Annotated in this window: 21 protein-coding genes and 1 riboswitch; of the genes, 12 read left to right on the plus strand and 9 right to left on the minus strand. The window is 61.2% G+C overall.

The features are described 5' to 3' along the window. Window positions 1-18: 18 nt before the first annotated feature. Both L6D80_RS11180 and upp read right to left on the minus strand, forming a co-directional pair. A complete protein-coding gene (locus L6D80_RS11180) occupies window positions 19-1,293 on the minus strand; it encodes a uracil-xanthine permease family protein (protein WP_054900718.1) in 1,275 nt (424 codons plus the stop codon). Between the two features lies 1 nt (window position 1,294). Next, a complete protein-coding gene (upp, locus tag L6D80_RS11185) occupies window positions 1,295-1,933 on the minus strand; it encodes a uracil phosphoribosyltransferase (protein ID WP_054900719.1) in 639 nt (212 codons plus the stop codon). Window positions 1,934-2,092: 159 nt separating this feature from the next. Here upp and L6D80_RS11190 point away from each other — a divergent pair, with 159 nt between their 5' ends. The 4 genes from L6D80_RS11190 to L6D80_RS11205 all read left to right on the plus strand — a co-directional run bounded on the left by L6D80_RS11190 (window position 2,093) and on the right by L6D80_RS11205 (window position 4,008). Beyond that, complete coding sequence (locus L6D80_RS11190; protein ID WP_054900720.1) at window positions 2,093-2,650, plus strand: hypoxanthine-guanine phosphoribosyltransferase; 558 nt, start codon at window positions 2,093-2,095, stop codon at window positions 2,648-2,650. 1 nt (window position 2,651) lies between these two features. Then, complete coding sequence (locus tag L6D80_RS11195) at window positions 2,652-3,125, plus strand: WbuC family cupin fold metalloprotein (RefSeq protein WP_176513534.1); 474 nt, start codon at window positions 2,652-2,654, stop codon at window positions 3,123-3,125. Window positions 3,126-3,178: 53 nt separating this feature from the next. After that, entirely contained in the window at window positions 3,179-3,649 is a 471-nt protein-coding gene (locus L6D80_RS11200) for a hypothetical protein (protein WP_054900722.1), read from the plus strand. Window positions 3,650-3,717: 68 nt separating this feature from the next. Beyond that, the gene (locus L6D80_RS11205; protein WP_054900723.1) at window positions 3,718-4,008 is read left to right on the plus strand and encodes a PA4642 family protein; all 291 of its coding nucleotides are present in this window, start codon (window positions 3,718-3,720) and stop codon (window positions 4,006-4,008) included. A 73-nt stretch (window positions 4,009-4,081) separates the two neighbouring features. Here L6D80_RS11205 and mqo read toward each other — a convergent pair whose 3' ends face one another. Together mqo and L6D80_RS11215 are read right to left on the minus strand one after the other, a co-directional pair. Then, window positions 4,082-5,587, minus strand: a complete 1,506-nt coding sequence (mqo, locus tag L6D80_RS11210) for a malate dehydrogenase (quinone) (protein ID WP_054900724.1) — start codon at window positions 5,585-5,587, stop codon at window positions 4,082-4,084. Window positions 5,588-6,191: 604 nt separating this feature from the next. Further along, the gene (locus L6D80_RS11215) at window positions 6,192-6,425 is read right to left on the minus strand and encodes a hypothetical protein (protein WP_054900725.1); all 234 of its coding nucleotides are present in this window, start codon (window positions 6,423-6,425) and stop codon (window positions 6,192-6,194) included. Window positions 6,426-6,634: 209 nt separating this feature from the next. On the opposite strand from L6D80_RS11215, the gene L6D80_RS11220 reads away from it, so the two are divergent. Continuing rightward, window positions 6,635-7,219, plus strand: a complete 585-nt coding sequence (locus L6D80_RS11220; protein WP_054900726.1) for a YajG family lipoprotein — start codon at window positions 6,635-6,637, stop codon at window positions 7,217-7,219. Between the two features lie 66 nt (window positions 7,220-7,285). On the opposite strand, the gene L6D80_RS11225 is transcribed toward L6D80_RS11220, so the two are convergent. Continuing rightward, window positions 7,286-7,492: a hypothetical protein gene (locus L6D80_RS11225; RefSeq protein ID WP_054900727.1), complete on the minus strand. Its 207-nt coding sequence runs from the start codon at window positions 7,490-7,492 to the stop codon at window positions 7,286-7,288. 154 nt (window positions 7,493-7,646) lie between these two features. Between L6D80_RS11225 and L6D80_RS11230 the strand changes: the two genes are divergently transcribed. Beyond that, entirely contained in the window at window positions 7,647-7,907 is a 261-nt protein-coding gene (locus L6D80_RS11230) for a hypothetical protein (protein ID WP_054900728.1), read from the plus strand. Window positions 7,908-7,937: 30 nt separating this feature from the next. On the opposite strand, the gene L6D80_RS11235 is transcribed toward L6D80_RS11230, so the two are convergent. Further along, window positions 7,938-9,107 carry a 1-acyl-sn-glycerol-3-phosphate acyltransferase gene (locus L6D80_RS11235; protein ID WP_054900729.1) on the minus strand — a complete coding sequence of 390 codons (1,170 nt, stop codon included), beginning with the start codon at window positions 9,105-9,107 and terminating at the stop codon, window positions 7,938-7,940. A 122-nt stretch (window positions 9,108-9,229) separates the two neighbouring features. Between L6D80_RS11235 and L6D80_RS11240 the strand changes: the two genes are divergently transcribed. The 5 genes from L6D80_RS11240 to L6D80_RS11260 all read left to right on the plus strand — a co-directional run bounded on the left by L6D80_RS11240 (window position 9,230) and on the right by L6D80_RS11260 (window position 13,042). Then, window positions 9,230-9,415 (plus strand): CPXCG motif-containing cysteine-rich protein, encoded by a 186-nt coding sequence (locus tag L6D80_RS11240; protein ID WP_054900730.1) that lies wholly within the window; start codon window positions 9,230-9,232, stop codon window positions 9,413-9,415. Next, entirely contained in the window at window positions 9,416-9,676 is a 261-nt protein-coding gene (locus L6D80_RS11245) for a putative signal transducing protein (protein WP_054900731.1), read from the plus strand. It abuts the gene before it with no gap. Between the two features lie 14 nt (window positions 9,677-9,690). Continuing rightward, window positions 9,691-10,311, plus strand: coding sequence for an SOS response-associated peptidase (locus L6D80_RS11250; RefSeq protein ID WP_054900732.1), 621 nt, complete (start codon window positions 9,691-9,693; stop codon window positions 10,309-10,311). 117 nt (window positions 10,312-10,428) lie between these two features. Then, window positions 10,429-12,024: a M60 family metallopeptidase gene (locus L6D80_RS11255; RefSeq protein ID WP_054900733.1), complete on the plus strand. Its 1,596-nt coding sequence runs from the start codon at window positions 10,429-10,431 to the stop codon at window positions 12,022-12,024. Window positions 12,025-12,226: 202 nt separating this feature from the next. Beyond that, window positions 12,227-13,042 (plus strand): M48 family metallopeptidase, encoded by an 816-nt coding sequence (locus tag L6D80_RS11260; protein WP_176513536.1) that lies wholly within the window; start codon window positions 12,227-12,229, stop codon window positions 13,040-13,042. An 84-nt stretch (window positions 13,043-13,126) separates the two neighbouring features. On the opposite strand, the gene L6D80_RS11265 is transcribed toward L6D80_RS11260, so the two are convergent. From L6D80_RS11265 to L6D80_RS11275, 3 genes are all read right to left on the minus strand, one after another. Next, a complete protein-coding gene (locus L6D80_RS11265) occupies window positions 13,127-13,708 on the minus strand; it encodes a TMEM165/GDT1 family protein (RefSeq protein WP_176513583.1) in 582 nt (193 codons plus the stop codon). A 90-nt stretch (window positions 13,709-13,798) separates the two neighbouring features. Beyond that, a riboswitch (yybP-ykoY riboswitch) is annotated at window positions 13,799-13,919 on the minus strand. 39 nt (window positions 13,920-13,958) lie between these two features. Then, complete coding sequence (locus tag L6D80_RS11270; RefSeq protein ID WP_054900736.1) at window positions 13,959-14,957, minus strand: class I SAM-dependent methyltransferase; 999 nt, start codon at window positions 14,955-14,957, stop codon at window positions 13,959-13,961. A gap of 53 nt (window positions 14,958-15,010) precedes the next feature. After that, complete coding sequence (locus L6D80_RS11275) at window positions 15,011-15,976, minus strand: 2-hydroxyacid dehydrogenase (RefSeq protein ID WP_176513538.1); 966 nt, start codon at window positions 15,974-15,976, stop codon at window positions 15,011-15,013. A gap of 163 nt (window positions 15,977-16,139) precedes the next feature. On the opposite strand from L6D80_RS11275, the gene L6D80_RS11280 reads away from it, so the two are divergent. Then, the gene (locus L6D80_RS11280; protein ID WP_054900738.1) at window positions 16,140-17,822 is read left to right on the plus strand and encodes a fatty acid--CoA ligase; all 1,683 of its coding nucleotides are present in this window, start codon (window positions 16,140-16,142) and stop codon (window positions 17,820-17,822) included. Window positions 17,823-18,097: the final 275 nt, after the last annotated feature.

Consider the following 18,097-nt stretch of genomic DNA (forward strand, 5'->3'; position numbering starts at 1 on the left):
AAACTGAAGGTCAGGAGATCAAGGCAACTGATCATCCAGCTTCTTGTGTTTCCAGCCATCATTGCCCGGCAGGATCAGGTTCAGGGCGATGGCCACAATGGCGCACAGGGCAATGCCCTTCAGGCCCCAATCGTCTGGCCCGTCACCGCTGCCTACCAAGACCCCGCCGATGCCGAACACCAGGGTGACCGAAACGATCACCAGGTTGCGCGCCTCGCTCAGGTCGATCTTGTGGCGGATCATGGTGTTCATGCCCACTGCCGCGATCGAGCCGAACAGCAGGCAGAGTATGCCGCCCATCACGGGCACCGGGATGCTTTGCAGCAACGCGCCGAACTTGCCGATGAAGGCCAGGGTAATGGCAAAGCCTGCCGCCCAGGTCATGATCTTCGGGTTGTAGTTCTTGGTCAGCATCACCGCGCCAGTGACTTCGGCATAGGTGGTGTTGGGCGGGCCGCCGAACAGGCCGGCGGCGGTGGTCGCCAGGCCGTCACCCAGCAGGGTGCGGTGCAGGCCCGGCTTTTTCAGGTAGTCGCGGCCGGTCACACTGCCTACCGCAATCACCCCGCCGATGTGCTCGATCGCCGGTGCCAGGGCAACCGGCACGATGAACAGGATGGCCTGCCAGTTGAATGCCGGTGCGGTGAAATTGGGCACCTCGAGCCACGGGGCGGCGGCGATCTTGGCGGTGTCGACCACACCAAAGGCAAACGACAGGGCAAAGCCGACCAGCACACCGGCAATGATCGGCACCAGGCGGAAAATGCCTTTGCCGAACACGGCGACAATCAGTGTGGTCAGCAGCGCCGGCATGGAAATCAGCATGGCGGTCTGGTATGGCAGCAGTACGCTGCCGTCGCCGGCTTTGCCCATCGCCATGTTGGCGGCGATCGGCGCCATGGCCAGGCCGATGGAGATGATCACCGGCCCAATCACCACCGGGGGCAGCATGCGGTCGATGAAACCAGTGCCCTTGATCTTCACCATCAGGCCCATGAAGGTGTACACGAAGCCTGCGGCCATCACCCCGCCCATGGTCTCGGCTAGGCCGAACTGGCCCTTGGCGAGAATGATCGGGGTGATGAAGGCAAAGCTCGATGCCAGGAATACGGGCACCTGACGGCCTGTGACCAGCTGGAACAGCAGGGTGCCGATGCCGGCGGTGAACAGGGCGACGTTCGGGTCGAGGCCGGTAATCAGCGGCATCAGCACCAGCGCGCCGAATGCCACGAAGAGCATCTGCGCGCCCGAGACGACCTGGCGCCAGAGCGGGTCGTTGAAGCCGTCCTGCATGTCAGGCGTCCTTCTGCTTGGTGCCGAAAATCTTGTCACCGGCGTCGCCCAGGCCGGGGACGATGTAGCCATGTTCGTTCAGGCGCTGGTCGATCGAGGCGGTGTAGATCTGTACATCCGGGTGGGCTTTTTCCACCACCTCGATACCTTCGGGTGCGGCGACCAGCACCATGGCGCGGATTTCCTTGCAGCCCGCTTTCTTCAGCAGTTCGATGGTGGCTACCATCGAGCCGCCGGTCGCCAGCATCGGGTCGATGATCAGCGCCAGGCGCTGGTTGATGTCCGGCGCGAGCTTTTCCAGGTAGGTGTGGGCTTCGAAAGTTTCCTCGTTGCGCGCGACACCCACGGCGCTGACCTTGGCGCCCGGGATAAGGCTGAGTACACCATCGAGCATGCCGATGCCGGCGCGCAGGATCGGCACCACGGTAATCTTCTTGCCGGCGATTTTTTCAACCTGCACCTTGCCACACCAGCCGTCGATCTCGTAGGTTTCGAGTGGCAGGTCCTTGGTGGCTTCATAGGTCAGGAGCGCGCCGACTTCCTGGGCGAGTTCGCGAAAATTCTTGGTGCTGATGTCGGCACGGCGCATCAGACCGAGCTTGTGGCGGATCAGCGGGTGGCGGATCTCACGAGTGGGCATAGGGGGCTCCGAAAGGCGGGCAAAAAAACCGCGCTAGATTAATCTATTCAGCCTTTGCTGTCGTGTAGTCCTTTTGCACGTTAGTCCATAAATGCTTGATCTGTGACGAGCGGATGCGTACCTTTGCCCGCTTTTCCAAATCGCCCCCCGGAGAGCGCCATGTCCGCCGATCTCGAGCACATCCGTCAAGTCATGCGCGAGGCAGACTGCCTGTACAACGAAGCCGAAGTGGAAGCGGCAATCGCCAAGGTCGGTGAACAGATCTGCAAAGACCTGCACGACAAGAACCCGGTCGTGTTCTGTGTAATGAACGGCGGCCTGATCTTCGCCGGTAAGCTGCTGACTCACCTGCAGTTCCCGCTGGAAGCCTCTTACCTGCATGCCACCCGGTACCGTAACCAGACCAGTGGTGGTGAGCTGTTCTGGAAGGCCAAGCCGGAGGTTTCGTTCATAGACCGCGACGTGCTGGTCGTGGACGATATCCTCGACGAAGGCCATACCCTCAGCGCCATCATCGAGTTCTGCAAGCACGCCGGTGCTCGCTCGGTGCACAGCGCCGTGCTGATCGACAAGGACCACGACCGCAAGGCCAGCCCTGATCTGAAGGCTAGCTATGTTGGCCTGTCCTGCGTCGATCGCTATATCTTTGGCTATGGCATGGACTATAAAGGTTACTGGCGAAACGCTAACGGTATATTCGCAGTAAAGGGGATGTGACATGCGCCAGCCTGCGTTCATCGACCAATCGCTGTTCGCCGGGCTGGTACAGAAAGCGGCCGATGCGCCCCGTGGTCGCTACCACTACAGCTTCCATGAAACCCTGGAGCCCTGCCACCGCCTGGCGGTTGGCATGCAGCCCTGCACCTATGTTGCACCGCATCGGCACCTGAGCGACGACAAGGCCGAGACCCTGTTGGCGCTCAAGGGGCGCTTGGGGATTCTGGTATTCGACGAGCACGGCGAGGTGATCGGCAAGCGTGTGCTGCAGGCCGGCGGAGACTGCATTGGCGTGGACATCCCGCCCAGGGTCTACCACAGCCTGGTCGTGCTGGAAGCCGACAGTATTCTGTTCGACTGCAAGGCGGGCCCCTATACGCCGCTGGGCGAGGGTGAGCATGCCCCTTGGGCTCCACGCGAAGGCGAAGACGGGGTGGCGACCTATCACGCGTGGATGATCGCGCAGTTCGAGTGACAACGGCCATGGAGTAGCGTGCTAGAGTGCCCCCTCATGCCAAGGAGCCTCACATGCGTGCGATTGTTCCCCTGCTGCTGGCGGTAAGCCTGCCCCTGGCCGCTGCTCCCCTGCACAGCCAGTTTCTCCCGCCCGATGACCTGTCGTTGCGCCAGGAAGCGCCGACGGCTCAGCAGTTGCTGCAGGTAACCGATTATTCGGTGGTCGTGGGCGCCCAGCGCCAGTCCGATCAGCAACCCATCCCGATTACTGCCTCTTTGCAGATGCGCCTCAAAGGCAAGCCGCTGAGCAAGGGGGCGACCATCAGCCAAGTGCTGCTCACCTTCGACGGTGAAGCCGGCAAAAGCCTGAAAAAACCGGTGTACGACGACAAGACCCGTACACTGAGCCTCAACTACCCGGTGAGCGACTACCGCGTGGTCATGGACCTGCTGCGCAACGAGACGGTATATGTGCAGTTCCTGACGTATGCCAATGGCCATGTCTGGGCCGACCTGCACACCGGCACCGTACGTACGCGTTGAGGCGTGCGGCCTGCGGGGGGTAAACTGCCGGCCTTCGAAATTCCGTGATGGTCCAGTTGGAGCCGGCAATGCGCAAAGACAAGAAGCAGGTGATTGGTGACGAAATCAGCGACGACTACATCAAGTCGTTCTTACAGTTTGAACCGGCCGATGGCGTGACCTCGCCGTCGCTGCACAAGTTGGTCAAGGCCTACCGTGGCTTGCGCATCGACGACTTCGAGCGTTTTATCGGCTTCTTCGTCGAGGCGGGTTACGACCTTGATGGCAAGGACGAGCACGGCAAGACCTTCGTCGAGCAGATTGCAGACCAGCGCAATGCGTCTGAGTACATCGAGATCATCGCGCAAGCCCGCGGCTGATACGTTGGCCTGTGCTGGTCACAGCGCAGGCACAAAAAAACGCCCCGAGGGGCGTTTTTTCGTTTCAGCTGGCTCAGGCGTAATGCTTGGCCGGGCTGTCTTCCACCAGTTCCAGCGCCACGTCGTTGTCGGCGCTGATCTTGTTGTACAAGGCGGCGTCGGTGGCCAGGGTCTTCTCGCGAGCCGGGAAGATCTCCTTGAGCTTGGCAGCCCAGGCGCCTTTGGCCTGCTCGGGGAAGCAGCGTTCGATCAACTCGAGCATGATCGACACTGTGACCGAAGCACCCGGCGAAGCGCCGAGCAGCGCGGCCAGGCTGCCGTCCTGGGCCGAAACCAGCTCGGTACCGAACTGCAGGATGCCGCCTTTTTTCGGGTCTTTCTTGATGATCTGTACGCGCTGGCCGGCCACTTCCAGGCGCCAATCTTCGGCTTTGGCCTGCGGATAGAAGCGGCGCAACGATTCCAGGCGTTGTTCCATCGACTGCATCACTTCGCTGACCAGGTACTTGGTCAGGTCCATGTTGTCGCGGGCCACGGCCAGCATCGGGCCGATGTTGCCCATGCGTACCGATAGCGGCAGGTCCATGAACGAGCCGTGCTTGAGGAACTTGGTAGTAAAGCCTGCGTATGGGCCGAACAGCAGCGATTTCTTACCGTCCACCACGCGGGTGTCCAAGTGCGGCACCGACATCGGCGGCGCACCGACGGCGGCCTGGCTGTAGACCTTGGCCTGGTGCTGCTTGACGATTTCCGGGTTGTCGCAACGCAGCCACTGGCCGCTTACCGGGAAGCCGCCAAAGCCTTTGCTCTCCGGGATACCGGACAGCTGCAGCAGCGGCAGGGCCGCGCCGCCGGCGCCGAGGAACACGAAGCGGGCGTCGACTTCACGGCTGCCGCCGCTGTTGACGTCCTTGATGCTGACCGTCCAGCCGGCACCGTTACGGCGCAAACCGACGACTTTCTTGCTGTACTTGACCTGCGCGTTCGGCGTGTCGCCCAGCAGCTTGAGCAGCTTGTTGGTCAGGGCGCCGAAGTTGACGTCGGTGCCTTTCATCACGCGGGTGGCGGCGATGTGCTGGTCGGCCGGGCGGCCTGGCATCATCAGCGGCATCCAGTCCTTCATCACGGCCTTGTCTTCGGTGTATTCCATCTCGGCGAAGGCGTGGTGCTGCTTGAGCAGCTCGAAGCGCTTCTTGAGGAAGGACACACCCTTGTCACCTTCGACATAGCTCAGGTGCGGGACCGGGTTGATGAAGGCACGGGCCGAGCCGAAGTTGCCTTTCTTGCTCAGGTAGGCCCAGAACTGGCGCGAAACCTCGAACTGGGTGTTGATGTGCACGGCCTTTTTGATGTCGATGCTGCCATCGGCGGCCTGGGGCGTGTAGTTCAGCTCGCACAGCCCGGCATGGCCGGTACCTGCGTTGTTCCAGGGGTTGGAGCTTTCCGCGGCCCCGGAGTCCATCGCCTCGACGACCTCCAGTTTGAGGGTCGGGTCGAGCTCCTTGAGCAGTACGGCCAGGGTGGCACTCATGATGCCCGCGCCTACCAGTACTACATCAACCGATTCGTTCTGCGCCATTTAACGCGTCTCCACAATCTACAGCTACCTAATTGACAGCACAGGACCCCAGGGGTGCCAGGATCGCCATGTCCGACTCTTCGCAGTTCTTGCAACTTCCGCGGACACCGCCAATCAGTCTTCGGGTTCGGGTATTGAACGCTGTTTGCCACAGGTGCGGCAATTCGACTTATGGTCAAGGTGTCGTGCGTGCGCTATGGAGCAGCCTCAGATGCTCATTGGAAATGAGCGTTTAAGCCGCCTGTTCAGGGCTGTTCGGGACACATCTGCCGCTTTTGCACATGCCAGACTGTTCATTTGCTCGCCACACTCTCGTGAAGTTGTGAAAAACCGTTTTTTCACGCTCTTTTGGAGACGTGAACCTCAAAAGGGGACTGCGCGATGGCAACCCACAGGTTCATGCAGTGCGAAGGGCCGGAAAAGCAGGCACGACAGCCGATGCAAGACCTGAGTGGAAGGCTCTCTGTGGGCTGGGCGTTGGAGGTGCCGGGGTCAAACGGCAAATTGCGGGGCCCGATCAGGAGACGTCCTTATAATCGGGGGAAGATTATAACGATGTCGCGGGCAGAAAGGTCGTTATTCGTGCATTTTATTGCGGCGTTTGTCAGGCTGGCACGGTGCATTGCTGCCAGTGATGGCTTGCGCGGGCGCAAATCCGGGCTTCGTCGGGCAGTTCCCGACCCAGCCAGGCAGGCTGGATTTCGCTGACCTGCAGCCAGCCGCCGCCACTTGGCGCGTGGCTGCACGCTTTGAACGCCAGGCATTTGCCTTCGGCATCCAGGCGGGCGTAGCAGCGGTGGCGCGGGCGTTGAAAGAGCAGGGTCCAGAGCGAGGCCATGGCGGGAAGTCCTGTGCGTTGGGGCTTGGCGTAAGCATATCTGCAGGGCCATGAAACCATTGTGACAACCCTCGCTGGCGGCAACCTTCACGCCGCAGGGAAACAGGCAGCTGCACGGGACGCTTTTTTCTTGCCGTGTGTGGCTTGCCGCTTATCGCCTGCCGCTAGGTATACTGTCGACCTTTGCCGCATTTTCTGGAGAAACGCGCATGTTGCAACGTCTGTTGTTCGGTTTGCTTGCCGTGGCCAGCCTCAGCCTGGTTGGTTGTGCCCACAGCCCGCAACAACTCAGCCCGCAGCCCAAACTCAACGCCCAGCTTGCGCCAGTCGGCCATGGCCAGCCGGTGGTGGTCAAGGTGGTCGACGGCCGGCCTTCGCAGTCCTTGGGCACTCGCGGTGGCATGTACCCTGAAACCAGCACCATCAGTGTCAACGGCAATGACATCGTGCCCAAGTTGCAGGCTCAGGCCGAAGCGGCGGTGCGCCTGCTGGGCTTCACCCCTACGGCTAACGCCTACAATGCGCCACAGCTGACCGTGACCCTGGCCGAGCTGAAGTACCAATCGCCCAAGGACAACCTGTATGTGACCGAGGCCACGATCGGCGCGACCTTCCGTGCCGATGTGTCCAACGCCAACCGCCGCTACAGCGGCCGTTATGGGGCTTCGCTGGACCAGCGCTTTGGCATGGCGCCAAACCAGGAAACTAACACCAAGCTGGTGGGCGATGTGCTGAGCGACGCACTGACTCGCCTGTTCAAGGACCCGACCATCGGGCAGGTGCTGAGCGAGTAAACCTCTCCCGAGGTAAAAAGAACCCGCCGCCTGCGTGCCAGGCCGCGGGTTTTTGTTTATCTGCCCTCAGGCCGCTTCGATATGGAAATTCAGCACACTCACGCCGGTGAGCACATCCACCTCAGGTAAATGCTCATGCACATGGCCGCCCAAGGCGCAATAAACCAGCCACTGACGGTCCTGGACATTGATCGCAAAGCCATCGATCAATGCCTGTTGCTCGTCGCTCTGGGTGACGAGATAGAGGCGGTCCTGGTTTTCGGCATGCAGCATCAACACGCTCCGGGTCGGGAAAGGGCCGTCAGGGTGGCCTGTTCTGATGACGAGCATGTGACAGATGAAATTTAGTGACACTTTGTCGCCCCGCCCAGGCGCCGGAGTGGGACTTCGGTAGAATGCCGCCTGTCGTTCCAACCGAGGTTGCGTGATGTCCTTGCAAGTGCTTTGGGGGTTGTTGGCCACCCACCCGACCAAGCTGATCAATCTGCTGGCGCTGCTGATGACCTGCCCGGGCGGGTTGCTGCTGCACAGTGCGCGGCGTCGCGAAGCGATCACCCGCGAGCGCCTGGCGGTGGATGAGGGTGTGGTCGATGCATTCGGCCAGCGAGTGCCGCGTTACTACTACATCCTCGGCTTTTCCTGCCTGGCCATGGCGCTGCTGCTGTCCTGGCTCAGTACCTGGATCTGATCTGCGGGGCTGCCAGGCAACCCCGCCCGGTCAGGCTACCGGTGCTTGCTGCCTGACCTGGTACTGATTGCGCACCGGCGTTGCATACTGCAGCACCAGGTACGGCCGCTGCGCTTCAGGGCAGGCATCCAGGCGGCGCTGCCATTCTTCCCTGGCCTTGGCCAGCTCTTCGGGTGGGAACACCTGCTCTGCGCTCGGCACCTGCAGTGCCTCGTCTTTCTCGCCCCACATGGCATACGCCAGGTAGTGCACCGGGAACAACCGGTAGCCACCCAGAATCTGCCGATCGATCTCCACCGCCAACTGCTTGGTGTCTTCGTAGAACTCAGTCACCGGTGGGGCGAAGTTGATGTGCACGCGGCCCTTGTAGCCGGTGATGCCCTTGGCGATGCTGTTGTCGTCTTCCCCAGGCGCCTTCTTGTAGGTGCCGGTGGTGGCGCGGATGTACAGCTCGCGCGCCTTGGCCTGGTCACAAGGGTCATACTCGTAGCTGATCGAGACGGGGATCAGGTTCAGGCTCTGGATCACCGCGCCGAACGGCTCGTCCTTGCGGCTCATGTGGAACATCTTGAGGATCGCCGAGTCGGTGCGGTCGTCCCCATCCTTGGCGCGGCCTTCGGCCTGGGCAATCCAGATCGAGGTACCATCGTTGCGGATCGAATGGTTGATGTACGCCGAAAGCAACTGGTAGGCGGCCAGTTTCTCGCGACGACCGCTGAGCGATCGGTGGACGATGAAACTCTTGTTCAGGCGCATCATGTCGCTGACGAACGGCTTTTGCAGCAGGTTGTCGCCAATGGCGATACGCGGCGTTGGCAGGCCGGCGTGGTACACCGCATAGTTGACGAAGGCCGGGTCCATGACGATGTCACGGTGGTTGGCCAGGAACAGGTAGGCAGTGCCCGACTTGAGCTGCTCGACACCGGAATAGGTGACGCCGTCGGTGGCTCGCTCGATGGTCTGGTCGACGTAGTACTCGACCTTGTCCTGCAGGGTGGAGACGCCGGTGACGCCGGCGAATTCCTTGCGCAGGCGGCGGGCGATCAGCGGCTTGAGCAGCCAGCCGAAGGCGCCCGCGGCGCGGGGGAAGCGGAAGTGGGTGAGGATATCGAGGAATGCCGGGTCGCTGAGCAGGCGTGCCAGAACGGCAGGGACCTCAGCATCGTCGTACGGTCGGATGGCATCGAATTCGCCCATCATGCTCTCTTGTTGGAAACGGCTAGGGTAATAAGGTAGGGGCAGGCTCCGAAAAACGGCTCGGACGCACACAGGCCCTGTAAACAGACCGGCAATTATACGCATAAGTCACCGCGGAGGCCGCGATGCTGGAAACCGACTTCTATGATTGCCCCTATTGCGGCGAACGGGTGGAAACCACTGTGGATATCTCCGCTGGCGACCAGATCTACACTGAAGACTGTCAGGTGTGTTGCCAGCCTGTGGTGTTTATCCTGCAGGTGCACGGTGACGAATGGATGCTTGAAGTCAGACGCGAGGACGATGCCTGAATGCGGCGGATCTACGAACCGGAAAACCTGATGGAGGCGCAAATGTTGGTCGGCATGCTGGCCAGTGAAGGGATTGAGGTGCATCTGGTGGGCGGTGATCTGGTAGGCGGTGTCGGTGAACTGCCGTTGCAGGGGTTGCTTGGCCTCGCCGTGCCCGATGAGCAGGCCAGTTACGCACGGCAACTGATCGATGCGTACAATGGTGCCCAGCCGCTTGCCGGCGACGAACCGGATAGTTACCCCGGTACCTTGATCTGCTAGGTTTTGAATCGCCCATGTGTGGACGCTACGCCCTGTTTCGCTGGCCCCAGGCCCTTGCCAGCCTGCCGGGCTTCCCTGCCGGCCAGCCGGCGCAATGGAACATATCACCGGGCGCCTCGGTGCTCATCCAGCGCCAGGTTGATGGCCAGATGCAACTGGCCAAGGCCCGGTGGGGGCTGACGCCGGCCTGGCTCACTGACCTTTCCCGCACCCCTGCCCACGCCCGTGCCGAAACGCTGGCCGAGCAACCGATGTTCCGCGAAGCGTTGCGCCAGCGGCGTTGCCTGATGCCGGCCAACGGCTTCTACGAATGGCGCGGCACCGTGCGCAAGCGGCCGTACTGGCTGACGCCGGGGGAAGGTTCGGCGCTGTATTTTGCGGCTGTATGGGAGGCCTATCCTGTGCAAGACCAAGTCTGGTTGAGCTGCGCAGTGGTCACCCAGGCGGCAATGAACCAGCGCCGGCCGCTGATACTGGACGAGGCGGGGCAGGCGGCCTGGCTTGACCCGGATACGCCGGTTACCCGCTTGCACGAGTTGCTGGCCAGCCCGCCGGCAACGGTGCGGGAACGGGCCTTGGCCAATTTCGTCAATGATCCGAAACTGGATGCACCAGAATGTTTGACGCCGTTATGACCCTAGTTGGCATATACATACAACTAATAGTGCCTAGCATTTTTGCCAGTTGACGCTCCATGGAGCTGCCCTTACGGTAAAACTCACGTACCAGGGCAGCTTTTAAAGGGGTGCACGATGAATAATGATTTTATGTCGGATGAGGAAAATTCACGCGCCGCGATTTCCTCCGCGCTCACACATTTTAGAATCTTACCTTTTGCGGAGTCTGATGCCAGGCAGTATGTGCGTTGGTTTCACTATGCCGACTTTCAGCCCACAGGCATATTGATTGAGCCAGGGGGTGTAGTCGATTATCACCTGACATTACCTCCCGAGCTGTCAGTCAAGGCTCAATTCTTGGTTGGTACTCCCGGTTTCAATGCCGGTGGTGTCGATACAGAAGTTCCTCGGATCTACGAAGTAGACAACCCCGACGACTCGGTCACTGATTCTGAAGGCGGAGTATTATGGCTGCGGGTTGTTTCTGATACGCCGGGCGCGGATTCATTGTCTGCTACGTTTAAGGTCTCACGCTTGCATCTTGCTCATCGAATCGCAGTATTCATACAGGGCGAAACGTCCGCTGAGCAGTGGCCTTCGATTCTCTGCGGTGCACAGTTGAAGCGTCCACGAGCGCCAGTGCAGCTTATTGGCGAGAAGGTTGTGATAACCGCCTGGTGGATTACCGCCATGCGATATATGGATCACGATCCCTCGGCAGTGTTGGATGAATACAAAGATATTTTACGCATTGAAAACGAAATGGCCGCGATTGGCGACGGGGCTGAGCAGCATCCGCCAAGCCCGCTGCGGATATTGGTTTCGGAAAAGGAGGGCGGTAGCCCTAATGCCTCTCATTTTCGCATCAGCCTGCCGGATTATGGCAGCTCGTTATTGACCCCGGAGGGTGTGCGCGGCGACTGGGGCGTCTGGCATGAGTTGGGTCACATGCAGCACCAAATTTCATGGAGCGCAAATGCGTTGACTGAGAACTCCGTCAATATATTTTCTCTTGCGGTGCAGCGCGCGCAAAAAAAATACTCAAGGGTGGTGCCTTACGACCGTGAAGCGCATGCCTTTTTAAACAGTTCCGATCCGAATAAAAAGTTTGAAGACAATGACGAGTTTGTCCGCCTCATCATGTGGGAGCAACTACGGGCAGCTTACGGGGACGCGTTCTTTCATCGGCTCCATCGTGAAAGCCGTAGTCATGGCAACCCTGAACCTGGCCAGGGTGATGCTCAATACCGTCATTACTTCATGGTCACCAGCGCATGGGCTGCGCAGCACGATCTCACAACATTCTTCATTCGATGGGGTTGGCATCCAACCACGCGCACACTCGATGCGATCCGAGATTTGAGGCTGCCTATTCCTGAGCCGGACCCCTCCACCCTCCACGTGAAGGCCGAAACGCAGATCGACGCAGTTGAGCCGCATTCAGATGGTATCGAAATAAGGGGAGTTGCGCGCCCCGGGAGCCGCCTTAAAACCACCAATGATCCTGATATGGGTTGGTATGACCCAGAAGGCGGGATTACCTACGCCAGTGCCTCAGGCGATTTTCTAGTGGTCACCCGAAGGCTGGTCGATGGCAACGCAGTGGTCAAATCCTATGACCCACAAACGGGAGAGGCGCTGGGCGAGTCGAACCATGTGCCAGCGAACTTGCAGGGCGCGGCCGCCCAGTTCTCTTGCTGTACGGAACATGCAACCGGTGCCGATCATTGAGTTCCGGTCATAGTCGGTGACTGCGGCTATTGCCAGTCATCACGCCGGTGAGCGGCCGGCGTGCGGCTGTACGCGACGAATTGCTTGCATGGAATCGGATGTGGGCGAAGGTGTACACGGATGTGAAGAATCTTACTTACGGCTATAGCGGGCACTGGCGACTCGGCCTAGGATACGCCGCATGTAAAAAGGGAGTGTTTTCATGCGTAAGTCTTTTGTCGTCAGCCTGTTGAGTGCCGGCATCCTGCTGGCTGGTTGCCAGGCAGTGAATACCACCAGCGGCGGTGCTGTCGGCGTTGAGCGCAAGCAGTACATGTTCAGCATGCTCTCGACCGCTGAGGTCAACCAGATGTATGCCCAGTCGTATCAGCAAACCCTCGGCGAGGCTTCGAGCAAGGGCGCGCTGGACAAGTCCAGCGCCGATGCCAAGCGCGTTCAGGTAATCGCCGACCAGCTGATCGCCCAGGCGCCGAAGTTCCGCCCGGATGCTGCCCAGTGGCAATGGGAAGTCAACGTGATCAAGAGCGATGAGCTCAATGCCAACTGCGGGCCAGGCGGCAAGATCATCGTCTACACCGGGCTGATCGATCAGCTCAAGCTGACCGATGCCGAGATTGCCGCGGTGGTGGGTCACGAGATCGCCCACGCCCTGCGTGAGCACAGCCGCGAAGCCATGTCCAAGGCCTACGGTGTGGAAATGGCCCGCCAGGGTGCGGGTGCGCTGTTTGGTCTTGGCCAGAACAGCATCGCGCTGGCCGACCAGGTGGTGAACTACGCCATGACCCTGCCCAACAGCCGCGCCAACGAGAACGAAGCCGACCTGATCGGCCTGGAACTGTCGGCGCGTGCCGGTTACGACCCGAATGCCGCGATCACCTTGTGGAACAAGATGAGCAAGGCATCGGAGGGCGCACCGCCTGAGTTCATGAGTACCCACCCGGCCTCCGAGAGCCGCATCGCTTCGCTGCAGGCGGCCATCCCGAAGGTGATGCCGTTGTACGAAGCGGCGCGCAAGTAACACGCAGCAGGGCCCAGGTTTCAAGCTGCAAGTAAGGCCGGTACACCTGGTACAGGCTTGGCCTGCAGCTTGCAGCCGCAGTTGTTACCCCACCCAGCCACTGGTCTTCATCGCCGAGTACACGGCCACGACCGCCAGTACGAAGAACGCGGCCGCTGCCAATCGGCGAATCAGTGTCAAAGGCAGTTTCTCTGCTGCAAAGTTACCCGCCAGCACCACGGGCACGTTGGCAATCAGCATGCCCAGGGTGGTACCGATGATCACCATGATCAGGTGTGGGTACTGGGCTGCCAGCATCACCGTGGCGACCTGGGTCTTGTCACCAATCTCGGCCAGGAAGAACGCGATCAGCGTGGTGAGGAACGGCCCGAAGCGGCGTGCCGGGTTTTCGTCGTCATCCATCTTGTCCGGCACCAGGGTCCACAAGGCTGTGGCGGTAAAGCTCGCGGCGAGCACCCAGTGCAACACTGTCTCGGTAAAGAATCCGCTGACCCAGGCCCCCACGGCACCGGCCGCGGCATGGTTGGCCAGGGTAGCGGCGATGATGCCGGCGATGATCGGCCAAGGCTTGCGGAAGCGGGCGGCGAGAATGAGCGCGAGCAGTTGCGTCTTGTCGCCAATTTCGGCGAGGGCGACGATCGCGGTGGGGACGAGCAGAGATTCCAGCATCAGGTTTCCTACGGGGGCGGGTCGACACGGCTATGACACGTACAGCCTTCCCGCCCCGGGTAAGGTGTGCGTGTCATAGGTCTTGTCAAACCCTGGATCCGTCTGCGCGGATCGTGGGTCGCACGCGCCATGGCCTGTGGGCCAAGTGTGTTGACGCGTGCCGGGCGAGCAGGGTGCTCGCGGGAGACTACTCCCCTAGGACGGAGCGGATTCTGCCTAGCCGAAACGCTTTCGGCAAGCCCTGTTTTTAACCGCGTGTTGCCCGGTAGATGCGAAAGCCGTCAGCTTCGGCGCACGTCTGGCAGTTGCCCAGGGCACCTTCGATCAATGGCTGGTAGCGCAGGAAGCTGTTGGCAACCAAGCGCATTTCGCCACCTTTTCGAAGGTGTTGGCCTGATTTTCTCAGCAAGTTTTCTGACGCCTGATAATTGGTGTGTACGCCGGTATGGAATGGCGGGTTGCTCAGAATCAGGCTCAGGTCGGTCGGCGCTGCATCGATGCCGTCGCCACTGATAACTTCGCCTTCCAGGCCATTGGCGGCCAAGGTCAAGCGGCTGGCGGCCACGGCAAAGGCGTCCACATCGAGCATTGTGACCCGGTTTTGGGGGTAACGCCGCTTGACCGTGGCACCCAGCACGCCCGCGCCACAGCCAAAGTCCAGCACATGGCCCGACGGCAGGTCGTCCAGATGCTTGAGTAGCAGCGCGGTGCCGCGGTCGAGCCGGCCGTGGCTGAACACGCCGGGGAGGCTGACGACCTGCAACGGGCCGTCTTCCAGTTCGAGGGCAAAGCGCTCGGCCAGGCTCTCCAGGGGCTTGGCTTGAGGGGCATGGTCAACGGTCACTTGCCATAGCTGGCAATGCCGGGCGCTGTCCAGCTTGCGTGGCTTACCGAACGCTTGCAGCTGCTTGGCTGCCCCCTCGATGCCGCCACGTTTCTCGCCCACCAGGTACAGCTCGCGGCCGCCCAGGCGTGATGCCAGGGCGTTGAGCAGGTAGGCCGCCAGTTCGCGGGATTTGGGCAGGAACAACACGGCCCGCTCGAAAGCCACCGGCGGCACCTCGACGGCGTAATGGCTACGCCCGGGGTAGCGGCCGTCGAGCATGGCCTGGTCACCGGCATGCCAGGTCCAGCCATGGGCCTTGGGCAGTTGGCCGAGCAGGTCGTCGGCGGGGGCGCCGGCGATCAGCAGCGGCCCCTGGAACAGGTCCGCCTGGCGGAGCAACACTTCACTGCGCGGGTCCATGGACGACGCCTCCTGAAAAAAGTGGCGCAGTGTAGCAGAGGCCGGCTTTGCGCTCAGCTGACCACGCGGCGGGGCTGGCCGGCGAAGAAGGCCTGGGCGTTTTCACTGAGCTGGCCGACGATGCGTTGGCGGGACTCCACCGCGCCCCAGGCGCTGTGAGGGGTAATCAACAGGCGCGGGATGCCTTGTTCCAGCAGCGGGTTGCCATTGACTGGCGGCTCCACGCTCAGTACGTCGGTGGCGGCGCCACCCAGATGGCCGTTGCGCAGGGCGTTGGCCAGGGCCTGTTCATCGATCAGGCCGCCGCGGGCAGTATTGACCACCAGTGCGCCCGGCTTGAGCAGCGCCAGTTCGCGGGCACCGAGCATGTGCCGGGTGTGTTCGTTGAGCGGGCAGTGCAGGGTGAGGGCGTCCACCTGCGGCAGCAATTCATCCAGCGGCAGCCGATCGTCGCGCGCTGGGCGCCCGGGTATCTGCCCGCTCAGCACGCGCATGCCGAAGGCTTCGGCCAGCCGTGCGACGGCGCCGCCCAGTTCACCATGGCCCAGCAGGCCAAGGGTCTTGCCCTCCAGTTCGACGATCGGGAAATCCAGCAGGCAGAACTGGCTGGCCTTGGCCCATTGGCCATCGGCTACGGCCTGGTTGTAGTCACACAAGCGTGTGGCCAGCGCGAGCAGCAGGGCGAGTGTGTGCTGGGCGACCGAGGGTGTGCCGTAGCCTTGGCAATTGCACACGGTGATGCCCTGGGCGCGGGCGGCTGCCAGGTCGACGTTGTTGGTACCGGTGGCGGCGACCAGGATCAGCCTGAGCTGCGGATTGGCGGCCAGGGTGGCCGCGTCGAGCATGACCTTGTTGCTGATCACCGCGACAGCGCCCTGCAAGCGCTCGGCCACTTGTTCCGGGCGGGTGGAGGGAAACAGCTCGAGTTCATCGAAGAGGTTACGCAGGGGAGAAAGGTCAAGGTCCCCCAGATCAAGGGACTGATGATCGAGAAACACGGCGCGACGCGGGCTGGGCATCTGGAAAGGCTCCGGTGGCTAGGGCAGGGATTGATCCATCCACCGAACAATGCCACTCATACCTGCGCCAGCCAAATCATTCCTTCGGCTGATTTGACCGTCACCCTGGCGAACTACAGTAGATCCAGATTTGTTCGGCTCGCTTTCACGAAAAGGGATACCCATGTTGCAGACCCGCATCATCAAGCCCGCCGAGGGCGCCTACAGCTTCCCGCTGCTGATCAAACGTCTGCTGATGTCTGGCAGCCGTTACGAGAAGACCCGCGAAATCGTTTACCGCGATCAGCTGCGGCTGACGTACCCCCAGCTCAACGAGCGCATCGCCCGCTTGGCCAACGTATTGACTGCCGCGGGGGTCAAGGCGGGGGACACCGTGGCGGTCATGGACTGGGACAGCCATCGCTATCTGGAATGCATGTTCGCCATTCCGATGATCGGCGCGGTGGTGCATACCATCAATGTGCGCCTGTCGCCCGAGCAGATCCTCTACACCATGAACCACGCCGACGACCGCTTCGTGCTGGTCAACAGTGACTTCGTCGGCCTCTACCAGGCCATTGCCGGGCAACTGACGACGGTCGACAAGACCCTGCTGCTGACCGACGGCCCGGACAAGACCGCCGAGCTGCCGAACCTGGTCGGCGAATACGAGCAACTGCTCGCCGCTGCCAGCCCTCATTATGATTTCCCGGATTTCGACGAGAACTCGGTCGCCACCACCTTTTACACCACTGGCACCACCGGCAACCCTAAGGGGGTGTACTTCACCCACCGGCAACTCGTGCTGCATACCCTGGCCGAGGCCTCGGTAACAGGCAGTATCGACAGCGTGCGCCTGCTTGGCAGCAACGATGTGTACATGCCCATCACTCCGATGTTCCACGTGCACGCCTGGGGCATACCCTACGCGGCTACCATGCTGGGCATGAAACAGGTCTACCCCGGGCGCTACGAGCCGGACATGCTGATCAAGCTCTGGCGCGAAGAGAAGGTCACCTTCTCGCACTGCGTGCCGACCATTTTGCAGATGCTGCTCAATTGCCCGGGCTCACAGGGCCAGGATTTCGGTGGCTGGAAGATCATCATCGGCGGCAGCGCACTCAACCGCTCGCTTTATCAGGCTGCGCTGGCCCGCGGCATCCAGCTGACCGCAGCCTACGGCATGTCTGAAACCTGCCCGCTGATTGCTGCGGCGCACCTGAACGATGAGCTGCAGGCCGGTAGTGAGGATGAGCGCGTCACCTACCGGATCAAGGCGGGAGTACCGGTACCGCTGGTGGAGGCAGCCATCGTCGATGGGCAGGGCAATTTCCTTCCGGCTGACGGCGAAACCCAGGGTGAGCTGGTACTGCGTGCGCCCTGGCTGAGCATGGGGTATTTCAAGGAACCACAGAAGAGCGAAGAGCTGTGGCAGGGCGGATGGCTGCACACCGGGGACGTCGCCACGCTCGATGGCATGGGTTACATCGATATCCGTGATCGCATCAAGGACGTGATCAAGACCGGCGGCGAGTGGATTTCCTCGCTCGACCTTGAGGACCTCATCAGCCGTCACCCTGCTGTGCGCGAAGTGGCGGTGGTAGGGGTGGCCGACCCGCAATGGGGAGAGCGCCCCTTCGCCTTGCTGGTGGTGCGCGAGGGCCAGGCAATCGACGCGAAGCTGCTCAAGGAGCACCTCAAGCCTTATGTCGAGGAAGGGCACATCAACAAGTGGGCCATTCCCAGCCAGATCGCCATTGTTACAGAAATTCCCAAGACCAGTGTGGGCAAGCTCGACAAGAAGCGCATCCGCCAGGACATCGTCCAGTGGCAGGCCAGTAACAGTGCTTTCCTTTCAACGCTCTAAGTGCGGTGCGGGTCGTGCACGTCAGAACACGACCCGCATGCCAGAGCGGTTCGTGCCTTGCCAAACGGGAAATATGCGCCATGCTTGAGCACTGCCGATACGCAGCCTGGGATACACAGGACGAATTGGCGGCTGGTGTGCAAATCACACTTTAGAGGGATCAAGCACCCTAGTCTGCTGGCTATAGTCGGGGCCAGGGGATTTTCAGGAATGGGGGAGGGCGATACGTGCAACACGTGTCGCCGCGGGTGCAAGCCCGCATACCGGTCGCTCGG

The organism is Pseudomonas ceruminis, assembly GCF_021602025.1.
GTDB lineage: Bacteria > Pseudomonadota > Gammaproteobacteria > Pseudomonadales > Pseudomonadaceae > Aquipseudomonas > Aquipseudomonas ceruminis.

Bases quoted from the DNA above. Each gene is read 5' to 3' on its own strand.
- L6D80_RS11260 (WP_176513536.1), top strand. From the start codon at position 12,227: ATGCGTAAGTCTTTTGTCGTCAGCCTGTTGAGTGCCGGCATCCTGCTG.
- upp (WP_054900719.1), bottom strand. From the start codon at position 1,933: ATGCCCACTCGTGAGATCCGCCACCCGCTGATCCGCCACAAGCTCGGT.
- L6D80_RS11275 (WP_176513538.1), bottom strand. From the start codon at position 15,976: ATGCCCAGCCCGCGTCGCGCCGTGTTTCTCGATCATCAGTCCCTTGAT.
- L6D80_RS11205 (WP_054900723.1), top strand. From the start codon at position 3,718: ATGCGCAAAGACAAGAAGCAGGTGATTGGTGACGAAATCAGCGACGAC.
- L6D80_RS11245 (WP_054900731.1), top strand. From the start codon at position 9,416: ATGCGGCGGATCTACGAACCGGAAAACCTGATGGAGGCGCAAATGTTG.
- L6D80_RS11190 (WP_054900720.1), top strand. From the start codon at position 2,093: ATGTCCGCCGATCTCGAGCACATCCGTCAAGTCATGCGCGAGGCAGAC.
- L6D80_RS11250 (WP_054900732.1), top strand. From the start codon at position 9,691: ATGTGTGGACGCTACGCCCTGTTTCGCTGGCCCCAGGCCCTTGCCAGC.
- L6D80_RS11225 (WP_054900727.1), bottom strand. From the start codon at position 7,492: ATGCTGCATGCCGAAAACCAGGACCGCCTCTATCTCGTCACCCAGAGC.
- mqo (WP_054900724.1), bottom strand. From the start codon at position 5,587: ATGGCGCAGAACGAATCGGTTGATGTAGTACTGGTAGGCGCGGGCATC.
- L6D80_RS11195 (WP_176513534.1), top strand. From the start codon at position 2,652: ATGCGCCAGCCTGCGTTCATCGACCAATCGCTGTTCGCCGGGCTGGTA.
- L6D80_RS11215 (WP_054900725.1), bottom strand. From the start codon at position 6,425: ATGGCCTCGCTCTGGACCCTGCTCTTTCAACGCCCGCGCCACCGCTGC.
- L6D80_RS11220 (WP_054900726.1), top strand. From the start codon at position 6,635: ATGTTGCAACGTCTGTTGTTCGGTTTGCTTGCCGTGGCCAGCCTCAGC.
- L6D80_RS11255 (WP_054900733.1), top strand. From the start codon at position 10,429: ATGAATAATGATTTTATGTCGGATGAGGAAAATTCACGCGCCGCGATT.
- L6D80_RS11240 (WP_054900730.1), top strand. From the start codon at position 9,230: ATGCTGGAAACCGACTTCTATGATTGCCCCTATTGCGGCGAACGGGTG.
- L6D80_RS11270 (WP_054900736.1), bottom strand. From the start codon at position 14,957: ATGGACCCGCGCAGTGAAGTGTTGCTCCGCCAGGCGGACCTGTTCCAG.
- L6D80_RS11280 (WP_054900738.1), top strand. From the start codon at position 16,140: ATGTTGCAGACCCGCATCATCAAGCCCGCCGAGGGCGCCTACAGCTTC.
- L6D80_RS11180 (WP_054900718.1), bottom strand. From the start codon at position 1,293: ATGCAGGACGGCTTCAACGACCCGCTCTGGCGCCAGGTCGTCTCGGGC.
- L6D80_RS11200 (WP_054900722.1), top strand. From the start codon at position 3,179: ATGCGTGCGATTGTTCCCCTGCTGCTGGCGGTAAGCCTGCCCCTGGCC.
- L6D80_RS11230 (WP_054900728.1), top strand. From the start codon at position 7,647: ATGTCCTTGCAAGTGCTTTGGGGGTTGTTGGCCACCCACCCGACCAAG.
- L6D80_RS11235 (WP_054900729.1), bottom strand. From the start codon at position 9,107: ATGATGGGCGAATTCGATGCCATCCGACCGTACGACGATGCTGAGGTC.